At 60.9% G+C, this 21,388-nt stretch carries 21 protein-coding genes; 7 read left to right on the top strand and 14 right to left on the bottom strand.

The features are described 5' to 3' along the window. The first annotated feature begins 52 nt into the window (after positions 1–52). The gene (gene gshA / locus NW862_RS02825) at positions 53–1,189 is read left to right on the top strand and encodes a glutamate--cysteine ligase (RefSeq protein WP_414347813.1); all 1,137 of its coding nucleotides are present in this window, start codon (positions 53–55) and stop codon (positions 1,187–1,189) included. A gap of 69 nt (positions 1,190–1,258) precedes the next feature. On the opposite strand, the gene NW862_RS02820 is transcribed toward gshA, so the two are convergent. Both NW862_RS02820 and NW862_RS02815 read right to left on the bottom strand, forming a co-directional pair. After that, entirely contained in the window at positions 1,259–1,924 is a 666-nt protein-coding gene (locus NW862_RS02820; RefSeq protein ID WP_414334087.1) for a TVP38/TMEM64 family protein, read from the bottom strand. Between the two features lie 158 nt (positions 1,925–2,082). Next, complete coding sequence (locus NW862_RS02815; RefSeq protein WP_414334089.1) at positions 2,083–2,433, bottom strand: phenylpyruvate tautomerase MIF-related protein; 351 nt, start codon at positions 2,431–2,433, stop codon at positions 2,083–2,085. Positions 2,434–2,573: 140 nt separating this feature from the next. Here NW862_RS02815 and NW862_RS02810 point away from each other — a divergent pair, with 140 nt between their 5' ends. Continuing rightward, on the top strand, positions 2,574–2,990 hold the full coding sequence (locus tag NW862_RS02810) for a RidA family protein (protein ID WP_414426924.1): 417 nt from the start codon (positions 2,574–2,576) through the stop codon (positions 2,988–2,990). 70 nt (positions 2,991–3,060) lie between these two features. On the opposite strand, the gene yidD is transcribed toward NW862_RS02810, so the two are convergent. After that, positions 3,061–3,339 carry a membrane protein insertion efficiency factor YidD gene (gene yidD, locus NW862_RS02805; RefSeq protein ID WP_414334091.1) on the bottom strand — a complete coding sequence of 93 codons (279 nt, stop codon included), beginning with the start codon at positions 3,337–3,339 and terminating at the stop codon, positions 3,061–3,063. 169 nt (positions 3,340–3,508) lie between these two features. Here yidD and NW862_RS02800 point away from each other — a divergent pair, with 169 nt between their 5' ends. Beyond that, positions 3,509–4,822, top strand: a complete 1,314-nt coding sequence (locus tag NW862_RS02800) for an MFS transporter (RefSeq protein ID WP_414426893.1) — start codon at positions 3,509–3,511, stop codon at positions 4,820–4,822. A gap of 83 nt (positions 4,823–4,905) precedes the next feature. Continuing rightward, on the top strand, positions 4,906–5,742 hold the full coding sequence (locus tag NW862_RS02795) for a SpoIID/LytB domain-containing protein (protein ID WP_414426892.1): 837 nt from the start codon (positions 4,906–4,908) through the stop codon (positions 5,740–5,742). A gap of 462 nt (positions 5,743–6,204) precedes the next feature. Here NW862_RS02795 and ubiE read toward each other — a convergent pair whose 3' ends face one another. The 3 genes from ubiE to NW862_RS02780 all read right to left on the bottom strand — a co-directional run bounded on the left by ubiE (position 6,205) and on the right by NW862_RS02780 (position 8,139). Then, positions 6,205–6,948, bottom strand: a complete 744-nt coding sequence (gene ubiE, locus NW862_RS02790) for a bifunctional demethylmenaquinone methyltransferase/2-methoxy-6-polyprenyl-1,4-benzoquinol methylase UbiE (protein ID WP_414338347.1) — start codon at positions 6,946–6,948, stop codon at positions 6,205–6,207. 89 nt (positions 6,949–7,037) lie between these two features. Next, positions 7,038–7,763 (bottom strand): hypothetical protein, encoded by a 726-nt coding sequence (locus NW862_RS02785; protein ID WP_414334099.1) that lies wholly within the window; start codon positions 7,761–7,763, stop codon positions 7,038–7,040. A 121-nt stretch (positions 7,764–7,884) separates the two neighbouring features. After that, positions 7,885–8,139, bottom strand: coding sequence for a hypothetical protein (locus NW862_RS02780; RefSeq protein WP_414334100.1), 255 nt, complete (start codon positions 8,137–8,139; stop codon positions 7,885–7,887). Positions 8,140–8,341: 202 nt separating this feature from the next. Between NW862_RS02780 and NW862_RS02775 the strand changes: the two genes are divergently transcribed. After that, positions 8,342–9,889 carry a TolC family protein gene (locus tag NW862_RS02775; RefSeq protein WP_414341788.1) on the top strand — a complete coding sequence of 516 codons (1,548 nt, stop codon included), beginning with the start codon at positions 8,342–8,344 and terminating at the stop codon, positions 9,887–9,889. Positions 9,890–9,966: 77 nt separating this feature from the next. Here NW862_RS02775 and rpsD read toward each other — a convergent pair whose 3' ends face one another. The 3 genes from rpsD to NW862_RS02760 all read right to left on the bottom strand — a co-directional run bounded on the left by rpsD (position 9,967) and on the right by NW862_RS02760 (position 13,366). After that, entirely contained in the window at positions 9,967–10,578 is a 612-nt protein-coding gene (gene rpsD / locus NW862_RS02770) for a 30S ribosomal protein S4 (RefSeq protein WP_414335255.1), read from the bottom strand. A gap of 158 nt (positions 10,579–10,736) precedes the next feature. Further along, positions 10,737–11,873, bottom strand: coding sequence for a GDP-mannose 4,6-dehydratase (gmd, locus tag NW862_RS02765; RefSeq protein ID WP_414335254.1), 1,137 nt, complete (start codon positions 11,871–11,873; stop codon positions 10,737–10,739). Positions 11,874–11,998: 125 nt separating this feature from the next. Beyond that, positions 11,999–13,366: a nicotinate phosphoribosyltransferase gene (locus NW862_RS02760; RefSeq protein WP_414335252.1), complete on the bottom strand. Its 1,368-nt coding sequence runs from the start codon at positions 13,364–13,366 to the stop codon at positions 11,999–12,001. A 304-nt stretch (positions 13,367–13,670) separates the two neighbouring features. Here NW862_RS02760 and NW862_RS02755 point away from each other — a divergent pair, with 304 nt between their 5' ends. Both NW862_RS02755 and NW862_RS02750 read left to right on the top strand, forming a co-directional pair. Next, the gene (locus tag NW862_RS02755) at positions 13,671–14,741 is read left to right on the top strand and encodes an isochorismatase (protein ID WP_414335250.1); all 1,071 of its coding nucleotides are present in this window, start codon (positions 13,671–13,673) and stop codon (positions 14,739–14,741) included. A gap of 15 nt (positions 14,742–14,756) precedes the next feature. After that, on the top strand, positions 14,757–16,016 hold the full coding sequence (locus NW862_RS02750) for an ATP phosphoribosyltransferase regulatory subunit (RefSeq protein ID WP_414335248.1): 1,260 nt from the start codon (positions 14,757–14,759) through the stop codon (positions 16,014–16,016). Here NW862_RS02750 and NW862_RS02745 read toward each other — a convergent pair. The 5 genes from NW862_RS02745 to tsaB all read right to left on the bottom strand — a co-directional run bounded on the left by NW862_RS02745 (position 16,000) and on the right by tsaB (position 21,285). Beyond that, positions 16,000–17,052, bottom strand: coding sequence for a DNA polymerase III subunit delta' (locus tag NW862_RS02745; RefSeq protein WP_414426891.1), 1,053 nt, complete (start codon positions 17,050–17,052; stop codon positions 16,000–16,002). The genes NW862_RS02750 and NW862_RS02745 overlap by 17 nt on opposite strands. 23 nt (positions 17,053–17,075) lie before the next feature. Continuing rightward, the gene (locus NW862_RS02740) at positions 17,076–19,388 is read right to left on the bottom strand and encodes a hypothetical protein (protein ID WP_414426890.1); all 2,313 of its coding nucleotides are present in this window, start codon (positions 19,386–19,388) and stop codon (positions 17,076–17,078) included. 94 nt (positions 19,389–19,482) lie between these two features. Then, positions 19,483–19,956, bottom strand: a complete 474-nt coding sequence (gene accB / locus NW862_RS02735) for an acetyl-CoA carboxylase biotin carboxyl carrier protein (RefSeq protein WP_414426889.1) — start codon at positions 19,954–19,956, stop codon at positions 19,483–19,485. A gap of 51 nt (positions 19,957–20,007) precedes the next feature. Continuing rightward, positions 20,008–20,565, bottom strand: coding sequence for an elongation factor P (gene efp / locus NW862_RS02730; protein ID WP_414335241.1), 558 nt, complete (start codon positions 20,563–20,565; stop codon positions 20,008–20,010). A gap of 45 nt (positions 20,566–20,610) precedes the next feature. Next, positions 20,611–21,285, bottom strand: a complete 675-nt coding sequence (gene tsaB, locus NW862_RS02725; protein WP_414335239.1) for a tRNA (adenosine(37)-N6)-threonylcarbamoyltransferase complex dimerization subunit type 1 TsaB — start codon at positions 21,283–21,285, stop codon at positions 20,611–20,613. Positions 21,286–21,388 lie beyond the last annotated feature (103 nt).

Here is a 21,388-nt window from a genome sequence, read left to right as displayed (position 1 = left end):
GGGTAGAGGAGGAAAAAGGTAGACTGAGGAGGCTGCGGCTGGAGGCTGGCCTGTGCTGTTGACCAAGGGCTTTGAGGTGGAGATGTACACCGGCACCGCCGCCGGGGAAGTGGTGGGCTTATCGGATCGCATCTGCCAGGCTTTGCCGGAGTTTGTGCGAGAACCCGATCGGCGCAACGTTGAATACATCACTCCTCCTCTCCGCCGCTACGAAGACCTGCTCTGCGCCCTGCTACAACCCCGGCTGCAATTGCGGCAATTTTTGCGCCGCCTGGGCCCCTACACCTTGCTGCCGGGGAGCACGCTGGCTTTGGGCGGCAGCGACCACTTCGAGCGCTCGGATCCGGGCAACCCCTACCACGACTACATCGAGCGCACCTACGGCACGCGGGTGGTGACCGCCAGCATCCACATCAATGTCGGTCTGCCGGATACGGGGGCCATCTTCCTCGCCTGTCGCCTATTGCGGGCGGAAGCCCCTCTTTATTTGGCCCTGAGCGCTTCTTCTCCTTTTCTGGACGGCCAGGTAACGGGCTACCATTCCAGCCGTTGGCAGGTGTTTCCCAAAACGCCAGCCCAGGTGCCCTTCTTCCGGGATCACGCCCATTACATCACCTGGATGCAGGAGCAACTGGCCCTGGGCACGATGCAGAATGTACGCCACCTCTGGGCTTCTGTGCGGCCCAACGGCCCGGAGCGGCCCTACCAGCTTAACCGGGTGGAGCTGCGCATCTGCGACCTGGTGGCGGATCCGGTGATGATTCTGGCCATCACCGCCCTAGTAGAGGCCCGCCTCTGGCAATTGCTATCTCAGCCGGAGGCGCTGGATCCCTTGGGGGGGCCTTTTACCCCAGCGGAGCTGGAGAGCCTTTGCGAGGCCAACGAGCAGGCTGCTGCTCGAGAATCGCTGCAAGCCCGCTTGCTCGACTGGCGCACTGGCCGCGAACGCTTAGCCCAGGAGTGGATTGAAGAGCTGCTGACCGAAGCCTGGCGCATCGGCCAACCCCAGGGCTTGGGCTGCTTCTTGGCTCCCCTGCAAACTCTGCTCCAACAGGGCAACGAGGCCCAGCGCTGGCTGAAGCAGGTCAACCAGGGATCCACACCCGCCCAGGTGTACCAACGGGCCATCCAGGAACTGGCCGAACAAGACCGAGAAAGACAAGAGACCCTCTGCCAACTGGTTGGCTAAGCCTCTGCGCAAGGGTGGACGCTGCTAACCCCCCGCGGGCTCCCCAGTTCAAACCTGACTTGGATTGGCCTAGACAGGCTCCACCACTTCCCGTAGGGCTTGCCGAGCCACACGGGTGATGTAGACGGTGGCAGCTACGGTGGCGATGAGGCCCACAAGGCGAACGGCCCACTGAACCATTTGCGCTTGGGGATCCAGGCCTTCCCTGTTGGCCAGGGATCCCGCCAGCGAGCCGATGTACACATACATAAAGGTGCCCGGCACGATCCCGACGGTGCCCAGCAGGTTATCCAGAAAAGAAACTTGGGTCAGTCCCAGAGCGTAGTTGAGCAGATTAAAGGGAAAGGCGGGCGACAGACGAATCAAGCCGACGATCTTCCATCCCTCGCGCCCCACCGCCCGATCGATGGCCGCAAACCGGGGATTGCCCTCGATCCATCTGGCCACCCGTTCCCGCGCCAAGTAGCGCCCAATGAGAAAGGCCAAATTGGCTCCAATGGTTGCCCCAATCAGCACGTACAAAGCCCCAGCCAGCACCCCAAACACAGCCCCTGCGCCCAAGGTCAGCACCGAAGCCGGCAGAAGCAGCACAGTGGCCACAATGTAGATGGCAATGAAAAGCACCGGCCCCACCGGCCCCAAGCCTTCCACCCAGCCCAGAGCCTCGGCGAACCAGTCTTGAATAACTCCAAAAAATCCCAATCGATGGGCTGCCCAAAAAACAAGAACGGCCACGCCCAAAACGCCAGCAAGCTTCAGCAGAAGCTGCTGCTTTGCGGGATTTGTTCTGGGTTGGGTGGGGTCTGCCACGGCGGTCGGGAGCGTCAAAAAGCTTTTGCTAGATAGGCTGGAGCAGCCAGGCGAGGAGATGCTTGACTTGTGTGAAGTAGCTTTCACCCAAAGGTCGTGCCGTTCCATCCCCAAAGATAGCCTTTGGCATCGCCGAACTCAATGTAAATCCTCTTCTTGGGGATCCCCAATTTGTCCTCGATGGTGCTGCAAAAAAACTCGCTCAGGGATCGGGTTTGATCGGCGGAAAACTGCCCAATACTCTTGATCTCTACATAGCAGCAGGGATCGGCGCTGCCGGCAAAGGTCATCGGGATCCCTCCTTCAAAAGCAGTCATTACGTAGGCTTCCGACTTGCCCAACTGCTTAGCCAGAGCAGCAGAGAGGAACTTGAGTAGGTCTGCCACGGTGGCAGGTTCTGGCTGCAGAGAGGTTTGCAACTTGATCAAAGGCATGAGCACTTTTTCTTCCCGACAAGCCTATTTTGGCATTGCGGGTTCGTCTTCTCTGGGATCCGCCTGTGGTAGCGTAGCGAAAGAGCTTCTCTTCACGGGGGCAAACCTCTATGGAGCCGAGCAATCTGGCCAATTCCGCGATGGGCCATCCGCAGGGCCAAACCGGGCCAGGCCCTTGTGCTGTACAAACCGAGGCCGCTCCTGCTCCTGTCGGCCCTTACAGCCAGGGCGTTGTTGCTTCGGAGCCTTTTCTGTTTGCCGCCGGCCAGGTGGGCCTGGATCCCAAAACCGGCAAGTTGGCGGGGGAAGATGTTGCCTCGCAAACTCGGCAGGCGTTGCTGAACCTGAAGGCGGTGCTGGAAGCAGGGGGCACGAGCCTGGCCAATGTGGTGAAGACAACCGTTTTTTTGGCGGATATGAAAGACTTTGCCGCCATGAACGAGGTTTATCGAGAGTTTTTTGCCGCAGACCCGGCGCCGGCCCGCTCTTGCGTGCAGGTGGCTGGCTTGCCCTTGAATGCCTTGGTGGAAATCGAGGCGGTGGCCTGCTATTCCTGACTGACCGGCTCCCAAATACAGCCTTTTCCGGCAACACCGATCTTGGCCTGACAGGGATCCCCCTCGTCAATCAATCTCGGCTGGGGCGATAAGTTTCGTCAGGTGCGGATCCTGGCAAGTCGGGCACCGGGTCGTAGCCCCCCGGATGCCAAGGGTGGCAGCGGCAGAGGCGGCGGATCCCCAGCCAACTGCCTCGGATGGCGCCGTAGCGCCGCACCGCTTCCAGGGTGTACTGGGAGCAGGTGGGGTAGTAGCGGCAGGCAGGAGGCAGCCAAGGGGAGATGCCTATCTGGTAGCCCCGAATCAGGGCAACCAAACCGCGAGTCAAGGGATCCGACCGTTCCACCATAGGCGAGCGTACAAAAAGGCCACTTCCAGGCTAACGGCTGCCCCTGAACAGGGATCCTGCACAGTTCCAGACAAGAGGTTAAGATTGAAAAAGTCAGCACCCAAATAGACATTTCGTAATATTTCTGTTCAGGGATGCTGTGGAGACGGCTTTGCTCCCTGGCAGGGTTGTGAGAGTTTCATCGGGAGTGGGCGTGAGGGTATTCGGGCAGCTACAGCCGGCGCAGCGGCGCAACTTGGGCATTCTCTTCGTGGCCGGGCTGCTCTTTTGGGCCAGTCTGTCTTCGCTGTTGCCCACACTGCCGCTCTACGTCCGGGATGTGGGCGGCACCAGCCAAGAGGTGGGCTTGGTGATGGGGGCCTTCTCGATTGGGCTGCTGGCTTTTCGCCCTTGGTTGGGGCGGCTGGCGGATGGCCATAGTCGCCGGATCGTCTTGCTCATCGGCATGGGCGCGGCGGGGATGGCGCCTTTGGGGTACTGGCTCTGGGATTGGATCCCGTGGATAGCGCTGGTGCGGGCCTTTCACGGGATCAGCATCGCCGCTTTTGCCACCGCCTACGTTACTTTGGTGGCGGATTTTGCCCCGGAAGCAAAACGCGGCGAGATCTTGGGCTACATGAGTTTGGTCAATCCCATTGGTGTAGCCATCGGCCCTGCTTTGGGCGGCTTTTTGCAGGAGCTGGTTGGTTATGGCCCTCTGTTTCTCTTTGCCGCTCTGCTGGGGTTGGTGGGCTTTCTCTGTACCCAATCGGTTCGCGAGCAGCGCCGTGGGGGTTGGGGATCCCTGCCCCCGGATGGAGCGTTTTGGAGCCTTGTGCTCAACCCCAAGGTGTGCTCTCTCGCCGGGGTCATGCTCTTGGTGGGGCTGGCCTTCGGCACCCAGACCACGTTTGTGGCCCTGTTGATCCAAGAGGTCGGAGTTCCCCTCAATCCCGGTCTTTTTTATACGGCGGTGGCCTTTGCCAGCTTCGGCGTGCGCCTGCTGGCTGGTCGCGCTTCCGATCGCTACGGGCGGGGGCCGTTTATCTCTCTGAGCTTGGCCACCTATGCTCTGGCGATGGGGATCCTGTTGGTTGCCGACAGCGTCGGGGCTTTTCTTGTCGCCGGGATCGTGGTGGGGTCGGGTTTTGGCACCTTGATCCCGCTGATCTCCGCCCTGGTAGCCGATCGCTCTGAGCCGGCGGAGCGGGGGCGTTTGTTCAGCTTGGTGATGTGTGGGTTTGACTTGGGCATTGGGCTGGCGGGGCCGATCCTGGGCACCCTGGCGCTGGGATCCGGCTATCGGGCCATGTTCGGCTATGCGGCCCTTCTGGCATTGGCTTCGCTGGGAGCTTTTCTCTGCTTCTCCAATGGACGACCGGGATCCTCCCTGTGCTTTGCCTTGGGCCTGGAACCGGATCGGTTTCGACAACCTGATCCTCTCCCTTTGGAGCAACCCCATCCGCCCACTCCCTTGTCAACGGGATCCCGTCCCGCCCTTTAGGCACCCTGATTTTCGTTCCCAAGTCCGATTTGCTCTATCCTAGGCTGGGGTTGCTGTACAAAAAAGAACTCTGGACAGAGGCTATGGGAGCACGGGGTTGGCTTGCCCTGATGGGATCCCTGCTGGTGGGCACCTTAGGGGGATGGATAGAGAGCGCTTGGGGGGTGACGGTGCGCGTGCAATTGGCCGATGCCACCGCCCCTGTGGTGGTGGGCGTTTCTCGCCCCGCCCAACTGACCAACAGCCGCCAAGAGGTGCTGGCCGAGTTGCCGCCCATGCAAGGGTTTTTGGCCCAGCCCGGCCCTCAAGGGGTGCGCCTGCAGGGGGTGGTCAGCCCGGTGTTGTTCATCGAGCCGCCAGCGGGTGGCCTGGTGGCGGTGGATGGCCGCTGGTATTCCGGCAAGGTGCTCTTGACCGGGTATAACAGGGTAATGGCCATCAACTACGTGGATCTAGAAGACTACGTGGCCGGCGTGGTGGAAGCCGAGATGGGATCCCGCTTCTTACCCGAGGCCCTCAAGGCCCAGGCGGTGGCGGCCCGCACCTATGTTCTTCACCACCGCAATTCCCGCGGCTGGTTTGATGTGTTTAGCGACACCCGCTCCCAGGTGTATCGGGGCCTCTCGCAGCGCTCAGCCGCCGCCCTAGCAGCAACACACGCCACCCGCGGCATCGTCATGGTGTATGGGGGGCAATTTGTAAACGCCATGTACAGCGCCAGCGCCGGCAGCCAAACCGTTGGGGTGAGCGGGATCCCCTACTTGAGAAGTCTGCCGGATTTTAGCCCCTATCCCAAGTACGGGCATGGCATTGGCATGAGCCAGTGGGGCGCCCAAGAATTGGCCCGTCAGGGCTGGACTTACCACCAAATTTTGGCCTATTACTACCGAGGGGTCAGCTTGGCCCGTCTGCCGGAGTGAGATCCTCGACGTCTCGTCCCGGCCTTCTATCTTGCCCGCATCGAGTGTGCTCTAGGTACCTCTGCAACTGTTCCTCAGCCAGCTTGGCATGCTGCTCAGCCAGTTCTGGAGGAGTTAGGATCTGAACGCTGCCCATAAACCGGTTTACCCAGCGCAAAAATTCCCCGTGAGAACGGGGTGGAAGCTGGACTTGGCTACCCATATCAAAAGCATTCGTACATAGAAGAGAGACTGTAAGAAACTTTGGGAAACTTATCAGAAGGATCGGGATGTTGCCAATCTAATTGACTCGCTGGATGAGTTGTTTATTGATGAGGAATTGTACAAGGATCTCCCCTCTCACCATCAGAATCCACCGTTTTTTAATCAAGAAGATGTCCAGCTTGTTTGCTACCAATGGTTTAGGTCAGAGCCTGAGCCTCAGGTGGATCCCTATCTACTTAGGCAGAGGCGAAAGGATCCCTATGAGGCGCTACACTGACGATCGCAGTGACAGGCCTCAATCACCAGTACTCCCATCATGCCCCACGCTAGGGGGTAAAATTTGGCGCTAGCAAACCCTGCCTGCAGGGCTATTCGCCGTTGCTCTTCTCCAGATGGAAAGCGATCCAGGCTGGGATCGATGTAGGCATATTCGGATCCCAGTCCCAAGGCTTTGGCCTGGGCAACGACCTGGGTGTTCAAGTACCAGCGCTGAAAGTGTTCGAGAAAAGGGATCCCTGTAGGGCGATGAAAATCCAAAATGGCGGCACGGCACCCCGGCTTTAGCACCCGTCGGATCTCGCGCAAGGCTTGGGGAATATCGCTCACGTTGCGCAAGCCGTAGCCCATGGTAACGGCATCGAAGCTATCGTTGGGAAAAGGCAAGGTCAGAGCGTCTCCTAGAACCCACTCGATGGGATGGTTAGGGAATAGCTGCCGGGAGCGGTGCCGGGCAATGTTCAGCATGGCGGGAGAGAAATCTAGGCCCACTACACGACCCCTGCGTCCTACTCGGCGGGCCAACTGCAGGGCCAGATCGCCGGTTCCGCAGCACAGATCCAGCACGTGATCCCCTGAGCTGGCGCCCGACCAACGCACGGCCATGCGCTTCCAAACCTGATGGAGACCCAAGCTCAAGGTTTGGTTAAAGAAGTCGTAGTGGGGAGCAATGCGGTCGAAGAGCTCTCGGATTTGCTCAGGCTGTTCAAAGGTTGGACTGGGCACTGCCACCTCATGTTTCCCTGTAAAGACCTGGGGATCTAGCCCCAAGAGCGCGAACGAATCCCCGGCCTGAAGCCAAAAGAAGAGGGGGGCTAGGGCGGCACCGGGATCCCGCTGGCTCCCACTCGGTGGCGGCGGCTGGGGTAATCGGCCAAACTCAGGGACAGGGAGCGGGATCCGGCCAAGCTGGAAGCCGGGATGCGGATGATGCCCTGGAAAACTTGGCTGTTGGGGGGCAGCTCACCCGGCAAACCTTGGGCAAGAGCGTTGATCGAGCGTCCGTTGTCGTCGGTAACGTTCATGAAGCTGTAGAGAAAGCGCACCGTCTCTGACGAGTTGTTCTGCATAGCCACATTCAAGACTACTTGGCTTCCCTCGCGACGAACCGAGAGCACCTGCATGGCAACCTGGCCACTGGTGGCAACTTGCCGAGGGAGGGGAGGTGGGGTGGGCGCCGGTGACGAGGCGCGGGGAGGCGGCGGAGATGGAGTGACAGGTCGGGGGGTAGGCGTTGGAGAGGGGGCCGCCGCCAACTCAGGCGACAGGCGGGGGGTGGGCGTTGGGGTAGGTGTTGCGACTGGCGTGGGCGTTGCCGTGAAAAGAGGGGTAGGCGTTGGGGGTGGGCGAAGGTTTGCTTCCGCTGCTGCGATCACCTCAGCCTCGTTCAGCAAGGGCACGCTGCGGGGATCCCGAACTGCGCGGGAGCGAGAAGCCTGACCGGAACCGGTGACGGGAGAAGAAACCCCCGATAGGGCTCGTTGGCCGAATAGATAGCCCAGACAAGCGCTCACCACCGCCGTGAAGAGGAATGCGCTCAACCAAAACAGCACCCCCGAGAACCCGGAGGTGAACTCCTGCGGCGGTCTGGCCAGTCTACGCAAAGGCTGTTAACTCCTGCTGCAGATTCGCTTTACCTATGATACGCAAGCAATAGGGAAGCTAAGAATTCTCGACTGGGGCAGAGTTTTTGCGCTGTTGCTCATGGGCCTGCAGCGTGGCCCTGTCCAAGTTGGGCAGCCGTTCCCCCAGCCACCAACCCGGATCTTCCCAGCTCAGGGATCCCAGCCATTTGCCGGCCCGATCCGCCAAGACCAGGCCCAACAGAACCGGAGCGGTGGTGAGCCCCAACGCCAGGCTGAGCCAGAGGGGCGGAGAGTTTTGGGGGGGAGAAGATGCCGGCTTGGGACTGGTCATGGCTGAACTCGTGCTACTCAGATCCTAAATCTACTTGGTGGCATTCCATCGAACCCAGTGCTTGGGCAGAGCGCAAATCCCACCGGACGCAGGTCGGGCAGGTCAGCGGAGCAGCAAGAGATCCTGTGGAAAACCGTCTTATTTTTGTCTTTCATTCTGCGATACTGCTAGGGGTGATGTTGAGAATCCCAACACGATGGCGATGGAAAATGTAGCTGGGGATCCGCTGCGACTTCCTCAAGGGCAGATGGGCTTGGCGGGATCCCAGTTGCACCTTGCCCGTTCCGCCCCCTGTGGCCTACTGTTGAGTCTGCTCTGGGTTGCTCCTGCTCTTGCCCAGCCGGAAGCCCCTGGCTCCGCTACTTTTGCTCTGCCCAACAGCCGCGAAATCCTCACCCCCCCACCCCCCCCCACCCTATCGATTCCCCCCAACCTTGCCGACTCCGCCCCTGCCGCTGACCTGGCGGTGCAGGGAGCCTTGACGGCTGAAGAATTGGTAGTACCCCAATCCCCCTTGCAGGTGCGCATTGAGCGAAGAGAGGGCTTGTCTTTAGAACAAGCCCTGGAGCTCGCCGTGGCCCAAAACCCAACTGTGCAGCAGGCCAGGCTGGCCGTCGAGCGGGCCGAGGCCGGGGTGGCCGTCGCTCAAGCTGCCTTTGCTCCCAGCCTCTCCACTCGAGCCAGTTACCAATACAGCGAACCTCCTTCACCCGGCGGCGGGCCAAGCCGCGAAGTTCACACTTTCTCAGCCAGCGTGGTGCGGGTGGAGTACACCGCTTTTGACACTGGCCTCAGGGAGCAAAACCTGAAGCTGGCCCAAGAAGCTCTGCGCGTCGCCCAACTGCAACTGGAGCAAGCCCTGCAGACGGTCAAACAAGCTGTGGCCAACGCCTACTACGATCTGCAAAGCGCCGATGCCAGGGTTGCCATCAGACAGGCTGCTGTCGAAAGCTCGGAAGCCACCCTGCGGGATGCTCAAGCCCGAGAACGGGCCGGGCTGGGCACGCGCTTCGAGATTCTCCAAGCAGAGACGGAATTGGCCAACAATCGACAAGCCTTGCTGGCGGCCCAAAACATCCAACAACTGAATCGCCGCCGTCTGGCCGAACTGCTGAACTTTCCCAGCCCCACCGATGTGTTGGCCAGCGACCGCATCGAGCCGATGGGAGAATGGGATCTCAGCTTGGAAGAGACCATCATCGCTGCCTTCGCCCAACGACAAGAGCTGGAGCGCCAACGCCGCGAGCTGGAACAAGCCCAAAGCCGTGTGCGCCTGGCCCAAGCCCGCAATGGCCCCCAGGTCGGTTTGTTCGCCACCCTCGATGCCGTTAACGATTTCAACGCCAGCCGCAACAGTTTTGATGTTGGCTATTCGGTCGGAGCCAATTTCAGCTTGACGTGGTTCGATGGGGGAGCAGCATCTGCCCAAGCCCGCCAAGCCCAGATCGATGGACAAGTGGCCGTGAGCAATTTCGTTGGCACCCGCAATGAAATCCAGCGGGGGGTGGAAGAAGCCTTCCTGACCCTCAGCTCCAGCCGCGAGCAGATCGACTCGGCCAAAGTGGCGATTGCCTCGGCAGAAGAAAGCCTGCGCTTGGCCCGGCTGCGCTTGCAAGCGGGGGTGGGCACTCAGACAGAGGTGATCAATGCCGAAGCTGCCCTCACCACCGCCCGTGGCAACCTTTCCGATGCTGTGATCGCCTACAACCGCGCCTTGGTACAACTGCGGCGGGCCATCGGCAGCCTCTAACCCATCTCCTTGGCTTTGCTCCCTCACCCCCAGCCCCTCTCCCAGGGGGAGAGGGGAGTTAGCAGCAAAAGGGATCCTTAGAGCTTACGGGAATAGAACTCAACCACCAAAAGCTCGTTGACCGGAGCGCAAATTTGCTCGCGGGGGGGCAGTTCTTTGATGCGTCCGCGCAGCTTTTCTTTGTCAAACTCCAGGTAGTCAGGTAGAAACAGACCCGGATACTCTGCGTAGGCGGCTACCAGCTTGCGGGAAGATTCCTTGTTTCTGACCGTAATCACGTCCCCCACTTTGCAGCCATAGCTGGGAATGGTGACCTTTTGGCCGTTAACCTCTATGTGACCGTGGCTCACCAACTGTCGAGCTGCCGGGATGGTGGGAGCCATGCCCAGACGAAACACGATGCAATCCAACCGCATTTCCAGCATCTGCAACAGGGCCAAGCCGGTGGATCCCTTGGAGCGCCGTGCCTTGCGCATGTAGCGGATCATCTGCCGTTCGCTTAGCCCATAGTTGAAGCGCACCTTCTGCTTTTCTTCTAGGCGAATGGCATACTCAGACTTTTTCTTGCGCTCGGCGCCATGCATACCGGGCGGATTGTTATTTTTGGGGCGCTTGCGCGTCAAACCGGGCAGATCAAGTCCCCCGAAGCGACGAATAATTTTTAGACGGGGACCTGTGTAGCGGGACATGCGGGCAGTTCTCCGAAATCAGCAAAGGATGTCCAGGGTCGAACGTTCAGGAAGCTAGAAGAATTGGCGATCTCCTATATTAAGCGTTCACTCCCCGATCTGGGCAAGGGGGACGAAGCGGTTTTTGGGATCCCGTCTCGACCGTCTTATCCCTCTTGTCAGTCGTAATGAACCCCCAGTTGGGTGCGGATGAAGGCGCGATCTTCGCTGAGCAGGCCGTTGAGGGTGCGCCGTTCCCCCAGGATGGGATCCGGATCCAGGCCGATGGCTTCCAAGTCGGCCAGCACCATCAGCTCCACCAATTGTGGGAAGCTCACTTTGGGCTCCCACCCCAGGACTCGCTTGGCTTTGGAAGCATCCCCCAGCAGCAGATCCACCTCGGTTGGGCGGTAGTAGCGGGGGTCGATCTCGATCAACACCTGGTCTTTATACAATCCCTGTTCGGCTGGGCCGGAGCCTTTCCAGGTAATGGGCAGACCCACCAGCGCGAAGGCTCGTTCCGCGAACTCGCGCACGGTGTGGGTTTCCCCCGTAGCCAACACATAGTCGTCCGGCTGGGGTTGTTGGAGCATCATCCACATTCCCTCGACATAGTCTTTGGCGTAGCCCCAGTCTCGCTTAGCATCCAGGTTGCCCAGGTACAGTTTGCTTTGTTTACCGGCCACGATGCGGCTGACGGCGCGGGTGATCTTGCGGGTTACAAAGGTTTCCCCCCGCCGTGGGCTCTCGTGGTTGAACAAAATGCCGTTGCAGGCGAACAGATTGTAGGCTTCGCGGTAGTTGACCGTCTGCCAGTAGGCGTACACCTTGGCACAGGCATAGGGGCTGCGGGGGTAGAAGGGGGTGGTCTCCTTCTGCGGGATCTCCTGCACCAGGCCGAACATCTCCGAGGATCCCGCCTGGTAAAACTTCACCCGGATCCCGGTGCGCTGTTGGTAGTCGCGGATGGCCTCTAGAAGACGCAGCGTGCCCATGGCCACCGCGTCGACGGTGTATTCCGGCGCATCAAAACTCACCCGCACGTGGGATTGGGCCCCCAAGTTGTACACTTCCGTCGGCTGCACCTGTTCCAGGATCCGGCGCAGGGTGGTGCCGTCCGTGAGATCCCCGTAGTGGAGAAATAGCCTGGCTTGCGGGTCATGGGCATCCACGTAGATGTGGTCGATGCGGTCGGTGTTGAAAGTGCTAGCGCGGCGGATGATGCCGTGAACTTCGTAGTTTTTCTGCAGCAGCAGCTCGGCCAGATAAGAGCCATCCTGTCCGGTGATGCCGGTAATTAAGGCACGTTGGGTCATAGAGTTGGGGGCAAAGAGCGGGAAAAGTCTAAGCAGCGAAGTGGCTCAAGTCCAATAGCAAAACTCAGATCTCGAAGCAGAGACTTGAAAGCTAAGACATTATAATGCAGCAAAACTCCCTTTCCTCAGGCAGATTCCTGACCGAGGGTGTGGTCTTTTACCCGTTGCAAGGCCGCGGTCAGGGCCATGGGCCAGGGATCCGGCTGGCGCAGTTGCCGCACCCCCTGAGGTAGGCGCAGCACAGAAGCGCGGCTGGTGCGGGCGATGGCTTCTAGATCTGGCAAGGGAGCCAGTAGCACACCCCTGTGCATGATCTGGCGTAACAGCGGTTCGTAGCCGGGGGGCGGGGGCTCATCGAACCGGCCCAACAAGTCTCCCTCAGGGCTGCGAAAGATCTGCTTGCGCCCGGGAAGAGTAGCTTTGGCAAAGGAAGCCTTAGCCACCGGGATCCCGTTGATTTCCACCAATTTGTACACCCCGTTGACCCCTTCCCCGGTCACCAGGCGGGTGCCCACCCCGTAGCCGCTGATGGGAGCTTGGGAGCGATGCAGACGCTCGATCTCGTGTTCGTCGAGGTCGCCGCTGACAAACACCGGCGCTCCCTGGGGCAAAATCTGCTTTACCCGGCGAGAGAGATCTTCCAAATCTCCGGAGTCGATGCGCACCCCGCCGATTTCCCCGCGCGATCCCAGTTGATCCGGATGGGTGGCCGCAAAGAGTTGGGCTGCCGTGCGCGCCCCTTGGATGGGATCGTAGGTATCGATCAAAAGCGCGGCCTGGGGAAAGTAGCGCCGAAAGGATTGAAAGGCGCGGGTCTCGTCGCCCGAGAGAGCAGCGATGGCCATCACCAGGGAATGGGCCATGGTTCCTGCCGGCTTGCGCCCCAATTTCAGAGCCGCCAAGACGTTGGAAGTGGCGTTAAACCCTGCAGCCAGCGCCGCCCGGGCCGCCCACAGCCCCGCCTGGGGCCCAAAAGCTCGCCGCGTGCCGAACTCCAGCAAAATGGCCTCATCCCCCGCCGCATCCCGCATCCGGGCCGCCTTGGTGGCAATCAGGGTCTGGTAGTTCAAGGTGGCCAGCAGGTAGGTCTCCACCAGTTGGGCTTGCCAGAGGGGGGCTTCCACCCGCAATAGAGGCTGGTTGGCGAAAATGGCGGTTCCTTCCGGCACTGCCCACACATCTCCCTCAAACCGGCAGCGGGCCAGCAGATCCCAAAAGCGCTCCGGCGCATCGGCGAAAATGCCCGTTTCCCGCAGCGCCTGCAAAGCCTCGGGGGCAAAGCTGAGCTGCTGCAGATAGTCCACTGCCTGGGCGAGCCCCATGGCGATCAGATAGCCATAGTCGGTGGGCAGCCGCCGCACAAACAGCTCAAAGGCAGCAGGCTGAGCCTCTAACCCTTCCCCCACATAGCAGGCGGCCATGGTGAACTGGTACAGATCCGTCAGCAAACCATAGTCTTGGGGCCGCAACGACGAGAAATCAGGGCTCAACATGAAAAACCTCAGGGCAGGTGGAGGGGGACGGGAGCACGCGGCGGGTTGCCGCCAAGGTTATAGTGAAACCTACCATAAGTAAGCCTGCCTGTCAGGGATCCACAAGCAGCACCACAACCCCCGCAAGACTGGAAAAACCAGTCTTGACAAAACACCCAACCCAAACGTAGCCGAGAACATGAGCGGCCACCTGGGCAAAACTCTAGCCCCGACTTATAGTAAGATTAACCATAAGTATCCACCCGACCCCGTCAACCCTGAGCGCGCTTGTGCGAGGTCGGCCAAGTTGCAGTGGAAGAACGCCATGAATCCCATGCTAGAGGAGCTAGCTGTTGAGGCGCCGGCGGGCCTGCCGCCCCACTTTGCGCCGGAGCGGGTGGGAGAGATCTGGCGGGTGCCCTACCAACAGCGGGCAGCAGAAGCCGAGCGCTGGGCCAAGGAGCACGGGATCCCACCGGCAGAGGCCGATCGGGTGCGGGTGGGCTTGTTGCTGATCGATGTGCAGAATACCTTTTGCATCCCTGGCTTTGAGCTGTTTGTGGCCGGCTCCAGCGGTTTGGGTGCGGTGGAAGACAATCGACGGCTTTGTCAGTTTATCTATCGCAACTTGGCCCACATCACCCAGATCATCGCCACCCTCGACACCCACACAGCCATGCAGATTTTCCACCCCGTCTTTTGGGTGGACGCGCAGGGAGCCCATCCTGAACCGGCCACGGCCATTTCGGCAGCCGATATTCGCTGCGGGCGGTGGCGGGTGAACCCCGCAATGGCTGCCAACCTCACCCAAGGGGATCTGACGCGGCTGCAGGTTTATGCCCTGCACTACGCCGAGCAGTTGGAGCAAGGGGGCAAATATCCCCTCATCGTCTGGCCCTACCACTCCATGTTGGGAGGGATCGGCCATGCTCTGGTGCCGGCGGTGGAAGAGGCGATCTTCTTTCACGGCATGGCCCGCCACAGCCAGCCCAGCCTGCAGCTCAAGGGAGCCAACCCCTTGACAGAAAATTATTCCGTGCTCAGTCCGGAGGTCTTGACCGGGCCGGAAGGGGATCCCATCGACGAGAAAAACGCGTCCCTCATCTGCCACCTGTTGCAGTTTGACGCGCTGATCGTGGCCGGCCAAGCCAAAAGCCACTGTGTGGCCTGGACGGTGAACGACCTGTTGCAGGAGATCCAAGCCACGGATCCCAGCCTGGCTAAGAAAGTTTATCTTCTGGAAGATTGCACCTCAGCGGTGGTGATCCCCGGCGGGGTGGATTTCAGCGAGCAGGCGGAGGCGGCCTTCGCCCGCTTTGCCGCCGCCGGGATGCACCGGGTGCGCTCCACCGACCCCATCTGGGAGTGGCCTGAGTTTCCCAGGGATCCCGGCTGACCCCGCAGATCCAGTATGATGCGGCAGGACACTCTGCCGGAGCAGCCTGTGTACGATCGCGTCAGCGGGACGGAGTCCTTAGCTGCTTCCACCCTTTCCAGCAGCCTGCGCCCCCCCAGCGGCGCCCGCGATTTGCTGCCCCGGGAAGTACAGCGACGGGAGAGGCTGGAGGCTCAGCTCACCCAGGTTTTTCGCCGCTACGGCTACCAGCGCCTCATCACCCCCACCCTGGAGCGGCTGGAAACACTGCTGGCGGGGGGATCCATCCGCGCCGAGGCGGTGCTGCAACTGCGGGATGGCGAAGGGATGATGCTGGGGCTGCGCCCGGAGTTCACCGCTTCCCTTGTGCGGGCGGCGGCCACCCGTCTAGCCGGCGGGCCTTTGCCGCTGCGGCTCTACTACCACGGCAGCGTTTTCCGCAACAGCCGGCGGGAGGAGGGATCCTACAGCAGCCAGGAGTTTTTTCAGTCCGGGGTGGAGCTGATCGGGGCGGGCGGATGGCTGGCCGATGCCGAGATCCTGCTGCTGTTGGCCGATTGCATTCGCTCGGTCGGCATCTCCGCTTGGACGCTGCTGCTGGGCGATGTGGGCCTGACCGAAAGCCTGCTCAGCCCAGTTGCCCCCACGGCTCAAGCGGCGGTGCGCCGTGCCATTGCCCGGCTCGACTACGTTTACCTAGAATCGGCCCCTTTGCCGGAAGCCGCCCGCCAGATTGGCCTGCAAATCCTGGGGCTGCGGGGCCAGCCCGCTCAGGTTCTTTCTAACCTGGCGCGGCTGCCAGTGCCGCCTGAGCGGCTGCGGGATCTGCGGCAGCTCTGCCAGGTGCTCCAGGATCATGGAGTGCAGGTGGTGCTGGATCTGAGCCTGCTGCAAACCCTGGCTTACTACACCGGCATCGTTTTTCAGGCGGTGGCCGCCGGGGAGGTCATCGCCTTGGGAGGACGTTACGACCGGCTGCATGCCCTCTACAGCCCTCAGCAAGTGGAACAGCCGGGGATCGGCTTTACCCTGCTGCCGGATACGCTGCTGCGGCTCTTGCCCCCTGATCCCCAAACCGAGGCGATGGTCTGCAAGCGGTTGGTGGTGCCCCTGGTGCCGGCGGGGATCCCGGCGGCGCTGGCTTTGGCCGCCCGCTGGCGAGCATCAGAAGCAGTAGAGCTGGAATTGCTGGATCGGGACCCCGAAGAGATCGAAGCCTACGCCCGCCGGTGTCGGATCCCGGAGATCGCCTGGGTGCAGGCCGACGGCAGCTATCACATCACCCACCCGGCCTAATCCTGGCAAGGTTGACCTCCCAACAGAGGCGCGGCTGCACCAGTTGTAAAAGTTGTTGGCGAATGCGCTCCAACTGCTGGATTGCCTGACGGGATCCCTGCGCCCACTCGCGATAGGGGGCTGTAGGCCTGAAATGCTGTTGCAAATAGTCGATCAGCCACAGTTGCGCCGGCAGCTCCAAACCGGCCACCGCTCTGCCCAGTTCCAACGCCCGCTGGAGAGAAAAGTGCCAAGGCCAACGTTTGAGTTCCTCCAGGAGCAATGGCGGAATCTCCCGCAGGTGCTGCTGGGCCAGCAACGCCAGGCCGGGGCTGCCCTGGGCCAAGGCGATCAGCTCGGATCGGGGGATCCCTGCCAGATCTGGACAACCCAACCCACTCAACACCCGCTCCACCTCTTCTGGGCTGAGGCGGCGAAACGGCACCATCTGGCAGCGGGACAGCAGGGTTGGCAACAGGGAGGCCGCCTGGGAGGCGATGAGAATGATGTGAGCCGGGCCCGGCTCCTCCAGGGTTTTCAACAAGGCATTGGCAGCGCTTTCTGCCAAGGTTTCCGCTCCCTCCAGCACCACCACCGAGCGCCGTTCGCGTAAGCAGGACGGAGTCCTCGCAGGAATCGGCCTACGGGAACAAAAGCGAGCTATTCCCTGCACCTGCTCCAGGCGAATTTGGGGTGGCGAGCGCCGCTGCAAAGTTTGCGCCTCCGGGGATTCTGCCGGGATCAGACGGCCCTGGTGCAGGTAGGTGGGGCTGACCCAATGGAGGTCGGGATGGTTGCCCGCCAGCAGCCAACGGCAGCTTGAGCACTTGCCGCAAGGGATCCCAAAGCTGGCTTCGCACAAGAGGGCCTGAGCAAACCAACGGGCCATCAGCCCCCGACCCACCCCCTGGGGGCCCAAGAAACAGTAGCTGGAAGTCACCCGCCCCTTCTCCAGCGCCGCCACCAGCAGCCGCGCTGCCATCTCCTGGCCAACAATGCGCTGCGGGGGCAAGACCTTCACCCGGTCAGGGGTCTCGGCGGCTGCAACTCCAAACATCGTCTCAGCAGGAGAGGATGAGGTTATCGGTTGGCGGGAGCCGACAGGAAGTGCTTGCGGAAATACTGCAGCGTCTCCGGTCGCAACAACCCCCGCTCCACCAAGGAATCCCCCCAGTGGGGGGAAGCTTCATCCATTGGCGACAAGAACTCCAGCACCTCAGCAGCCAACAAGTCGGCAGCCTTGAGGAACTCTCCCAGCGTGCGGCACCCCGACAGCCGGGCCGAATATCCCCCATCGGCAAAGAATTTGATCGTGGTCGCCTTCAGGCCCGCACACTCGCCGATAACTGTCGTCAGCTTGCCCCCCGCCTGTTGCCAACGGCTGAGGATGTGTTCGATCTGGGGCCGATCCAGCAGGCCCGCCTCCTGCAAGTTTTGGAACAGATGCCTGGCCCACGGGGTAAGCTCCGCCAACAAGGGATCCGTCGGCGGGTCTTCAGGATTGGCGGGAAGCTCCCCGGCGTTGAGCCCGGGCTCCTCCGTCCCCCTGGCAGGCCCAGACGAATGCGCCGGCCCCTCTTTGGCGGTTGGGAGGTTGGCTGCTCTCAACTGGGCTTGGGCGGCCTCGGCGATCAGCTTCTGCTGTTCGTAACTCACCTGCAGCAGACGGTTGCGGTTCTGCTCAACTTTGAGGTTCTCTTGTAAAGTCTCCAAGCTCTGTCGGTAGGCCGCCAGCAGCTCCCGCGCGTCTCGCAGCTCCACCGTCAAGTTGGCCTGCTGCTGTTGGAGGGCGCTGAGGCGGGATCCCATGCTTTTGAGTTGCTGCTGAGCCTGTTCCAGGGCTTCCTGGCGGGCTTGCAGGGATCCCTCCAGTTGGACAATGCGCTGCTCGGCCTCAGCCTGTTCTGCCCTGAGCTGCTGGATCAAAGCTTCGCTCTGCTGCCGTTGCTCCTCCAGTTGGGCAATGTGCGCTTCGTAGTCACGGTTGGCTGCCATCAACCGCGCCACTTCCGCTTGCAGTTGTTGTTGCTGCGCCTGCAAGCTCTCCACCTGCTCTGGGGGAACGTAGCCGGAAAGCCGCGCCATTTGGGTTTCGTGCTCTTGCTGTAGCTGAGCGTAGCGCTCTTGCCACCTCTGCACAGCGGCTCTCAGCTCCGCAATCGGTTGCTCTGGGGTGGCAACCTGCTCGGGCCGGGAAGCGTCCAGATGCGGGGATAGGGCAGCCTCTGACTCTGCAACTTGCCGGGCCAGTTGGGCCTGCAACTGATCCCGCTCCGACCGGAGCTGCTGGATCTGATGAAGTGCGGCCTCCAATTGGGCGCGTAGGTCGGCCACAACACTGCCGGGCACCGAGTCCAACTGGCGTTTCTGCAGAATTTGGATCTGCTCTTGCAACTGCTCCAATTCGGATTGATAGCAGTCTCGCTGGGTTTGCAACTGCCGCTGCGCTTTTTGCTCCGCAGCGCGGACAAGGGCCAACTCCGTTTCCAGCCGTTGCAGTTGTTCCCGCCAAACTCGCAAATCCTGCTGTAACGTGGCCTGATGCTGGAGCTCCACTTGTTGGAGGCGGATGGTGGCTTCCAGTTTTTGAATGCGCTGTTGATACTGGCTTTGAAAATCGGCAATCTGCTGATTCATGTTGGCCAGGATCCGATCCCATTCCTGTTCCTGGAGCTCGATTTGCAGCTGCAAGGCTTCCACTTGCTTGCGGTAGTCGGCCAAGGTGGCCGGTTGAGGCTCATCAGCAAAAGGATCTAGGGCTGCCGTGGCTGTTGTTCTGGAGACGGGAACTTCCCCAACTTCAGAGTCAAGCCCGGGTGGCCGAATCCTGGCCTCTTCCGGTACGGGCAGAGCCGGCTCCACCCCCCAGAGAGGATCCCCGGCTGCAGAGCTTTGGGGGGTTGGCTGGGGATCCCTGGCCAAAAAAGGCTGCAGCGCCTCCCACGCATTGGAGGAAGCCATCTGTTGCAGTTGCACCTGCACATCCAAGGCGCGATCCAAAATGGCCGGCTGTACCCAACCTTTCCAGGTGAGAATCTCCCCCAGTTTCCGCCCGTAACGACGCTGTTGGGCCAGAGCAACCCGCAACTGCTCGAAATCCAAATGGCCCAGCGCCACCAAAATCTCCCCCAGAGAAAGGGACTGGCTGGGCAAAAAGCGGTAGAGATCGGGCAGGGTGAGCCAGCCGTGCTCGAGGCACACTTCTCCCAACTTGAGGTGGTTTTGCTGCTGCTCCCGCAGGGCCTGGGCCAACTGGGATTGGGAAATGAGCCCTGCCCGCAGCAAACGCTGCCCCAGCGGCAAGCTCGACTCAGCCTCACCATCAGCAGCACCCCGCCCCTCCAGAAAGGGGAATGGGGTAGAGCCACTCTGGGAAGAAGAGCGCCGAGGCATCAAGAAGGCTCCCAGTTCAAGACTGTGTCGCTGCTGCACTTCAGCTTATTGCCCCCAGGATAAAGCACCAAGGGAGGGCAGCGCCACCCTGGCTTTACCCCGTGGGATCCAGTCGCATTAAAACTTGGCCAAATTCGACCGGCTGGCCGTTGCTCACCAAAATCTCCCTCACCACGCCTGCTGTTTCGGCCTCTATCTCGTTCATCAGCTTCATGGCTTCGATGATGCAGAGAGTTTGACCCTTGTTCACCCGTTGGCCAACCTGGACGAAATCCGTTTCTCCGGGGGCAGGGGCGCTGTAGAAGGTGCCCACCATCGGCGCCGTCACCTCTACCCAGTGGCTGGGGGCAGGCTTGGGAGCGCTCTCAGGAGGAGGAGCTTCTGCAGGGGGAGCAGGGGAGGGGGCCAGCGGCGGAGCGGCAGGAGGAGGAGCTTCGGCGCTCCCTTTGCGCAAGGTGAGGCGAAAATCTTTGTACTCCAGGGTTAGTTCGGCTACATCGCTCTCTTGCAGAGCGGCCAGGAGAAGACGAATTTCCTGCCAATTGACAACATCCAAGGGAAGGCTCACTCCTGATGCATCACCTGTCCACAACGGAAATCCCTAAGCTGGGGGAAGAAGCTACTCGCGGCCCAGATAGGTGTCGGTGCGGGTATCGACCCGGATCCGTTCCCCCACCTTGATGAACAAAGGCACCTGGATCTCAGCACCGGTCTCCAGCTTGGCCGGCTTGGTTCCCCCAGTTGCGGTATCTCCCTTCACCCCTGGATCGGTTTCCACCACCTCCAGAACCACAGTGTTGGGCAACTCCACATCGATCACCTGCCCATTCCAACGCAGGATTGACACTTGCATGTTTTCTTTCAGGTATTTCACGGCGGAGCCAATTTGGGCGGCAGTAATGGGGGCCTGCTCATAGGTCTCCATGTCCATGAACACCAAGTTGTCCCCCTCTGCGTAGAGATATTGCATCTCGACTTTTTCGATGGTGGCCGCCGGCAGGGTTTCCCCGGCGCGGAAGGTTTTCTCCACAACGTTGCCGGTCTGCATGTTTTTGAGTTTGGTGCGCACAAAGGCCGCTCCCTTGCCGGGTTTCACGTGCAGAAACTCGATCACCTTGTAGGGAGCTCCGTCAATTTCTACAGAGACGCCAGGGCGCAAATCGTTGCTTGAGATCATGTCGGCAGAGGGATCCGTTGCTCAGACTTCCCAATCTTACCGTGATCAGGGGGCACTCGGATTCAGCACCTGGGGATCGATGGGGGGACGACGACCATAGATGGGCAGCACCTCCTGCCACTGAGGGCGCAACCCGGCCCGGAAATCGGCGTGGGCCAATTCTGCCAACGCCACCACCGGCACAGGATCCAGAAAATCGGCGGCATCCACAGATAAGGCCTGCGGCCACCCTCGGAGAGTCGCCTGCCAAGCCGCTTCCGCCCAGAGCTGATCGGCCACTGCCACAGCCAGATGTTCGGCCCCCACCCAGTACACACCGCCATACCACTCTCCCCGTTTGGCGTCCATCTGCACCGCCACCGTCAAGGGCTGTGCCGGGGATCCCTGCTGGATCCACGCATGACGGGCCAGGACGGCCAAAGCCGAGTAGCCAAACACTGGGATGTGCAACTGCTGACCCAGCAGGCGCGCCACGCTCACCCCCAAACGGCTGCCCGTAAAGCTGCCCGGCCCCAAAGCGACCGCGATCCCGGACACCTGCGACCAGTCCTGCCCGGCCAAGAACTCCTTCAGGCAAGGGTGTAACTGCGCTGCCATCTCCCGATCCAGCCACCGGCTCAGAATGCGGGTTTCTCCCAGCTCCGGCTCCAACGGCAGCAGGGCCAAGCCCAAAACCGGCGTGGTGGTGTGGATCCCTAAAATCCAGCGGGGAAGAGACATGGCCTCTCTCAGGATCAATGAGCCAATTGACAGAACTTAACGGATGTTTTAAGGTTGTGTTGTCAATCTTCGCGCTTCCTCAGGGAAGTTTGCCATCATGACT

The sequence above is a fragment of the Synechococcus sp. H55.8 genome (assembly GCF_047462375.1).
Lineage (GTDB): Bacteria > Cyanobacteriota > Cyanobacteriia > Thermostichales > Thermostichaceae > Thermostichus.
This window is presented reverse-complemented; position numbering and strand designations above follow the sequence as displayed.

Excerpts from the sequence above, each read along its gene's own strand:
- NW862_RS02815 (WP_414334089.1), bottom strand. The coding sequence starts at position 2,433 with ATGCCTTTGATCAAGTTGCAAACCTCTCTGCAGCCAGAACCTGCCACC.
- NW862_RS02810 (WP_414426924.1), top strand. The coding sequence starts at position 2,574 with ATGGGCCATCCGCAGGGCCAAACCGGGCCAGGCCCTTGTGCTGTACAA.
- yidD (WP_414334091.1), bottom strand. The coding sequence starts at position 3,339 with ATGGTGGAACGGTCGGATCCCTTGACTCGCGGTTTGGTTGCCCTGATT.
- NW862_RS02795 (WP_414426892.1), top strand. The coding sequence starts at position 4,906 with ATGGGAGCACGGGGTTGGCTTGCCCTGATGGGATCCCTGCTGGTGGGC.
- NW862_RS02780 (WP_414334100.1), bottom strand. The coding sequence starts at position 8,139 with ATGACCAGTCCCAAGCCGGCATCTTCTCCCCCCCAAAACTCTCCGCCC.
- NW862_RS02775 (WP_414341788.1), top strand. The coding sequence starts at position 8,342 with ATGGAAAATGTAGCTGGGGATCCGCTGCGACTTCCTCAAGGGCAGATG.
- rpsD (WP_414335255.1), bottom strand. The coding sequence starts at position 10,578 with ATGTCCCGCTACACAGGTCCCCGTCTAAAAATTATTCGTCGCTTCGGG.
- gmd (WP_414335254.1), bottom strand. The coding sequence starts at position 11,873 with ATGACCCAACGTGCCTTAATTACCGGCATCACCGGACAGGATGGCTCT.
- NW862_RS02760 (WP_414335252.1), bottom strand. The coding sequence starts at position 13,366 with ATGTTGAGCCCTGATTTCTCGTCGTTGCGGCCCCAAGACTATGGTTTG.
- NW862_RS02755 (WP_414335250.1), top strand. The coding sequence starts at position 13,671 with ATGAATCCCATGCTAGAGGAGCTAGCTGTTGAGGCGCCGGCGGGCCTG.
- NW862_RS02750 (WP_414335248.1), top strand. The coding sequence starts at position 14,757 with ATGATGCGGCAGGACACTCTGCCGGAGCAGCCTGTGTACGATCGCGTC.
- NW862_RS02745 (WP_414426891.1), bottom strand. The coding sequence starts at position 17,052 with ATGTTTGGAGTTGCAGCCGCCGAGACCCCTGACCGGGTGAAGGTCTTG.
- NW862_RS02740 (WP_414426890.1), bottom strand. The coding sequence starts at position 19,388 with ATGCCTCGGCGCTCTTCTTCCCAGAGTGGCTCTACCCCATTCCCCTTT.
- efp (WP_414335241.1), bottom strand. The coding sequence starts at position 20,565 with ATGATCTCAAGCAACGATTTGCGCCCTGGCGTCTCTGTAGAAATTGAC.
- tsaB (WP_414335239.1), bottom strand. The coding sequence starts at position 21,285 with ATGTCTCTTCCCCGCTGGATTTTAGGGATCCACACCACCACGCCGGTT.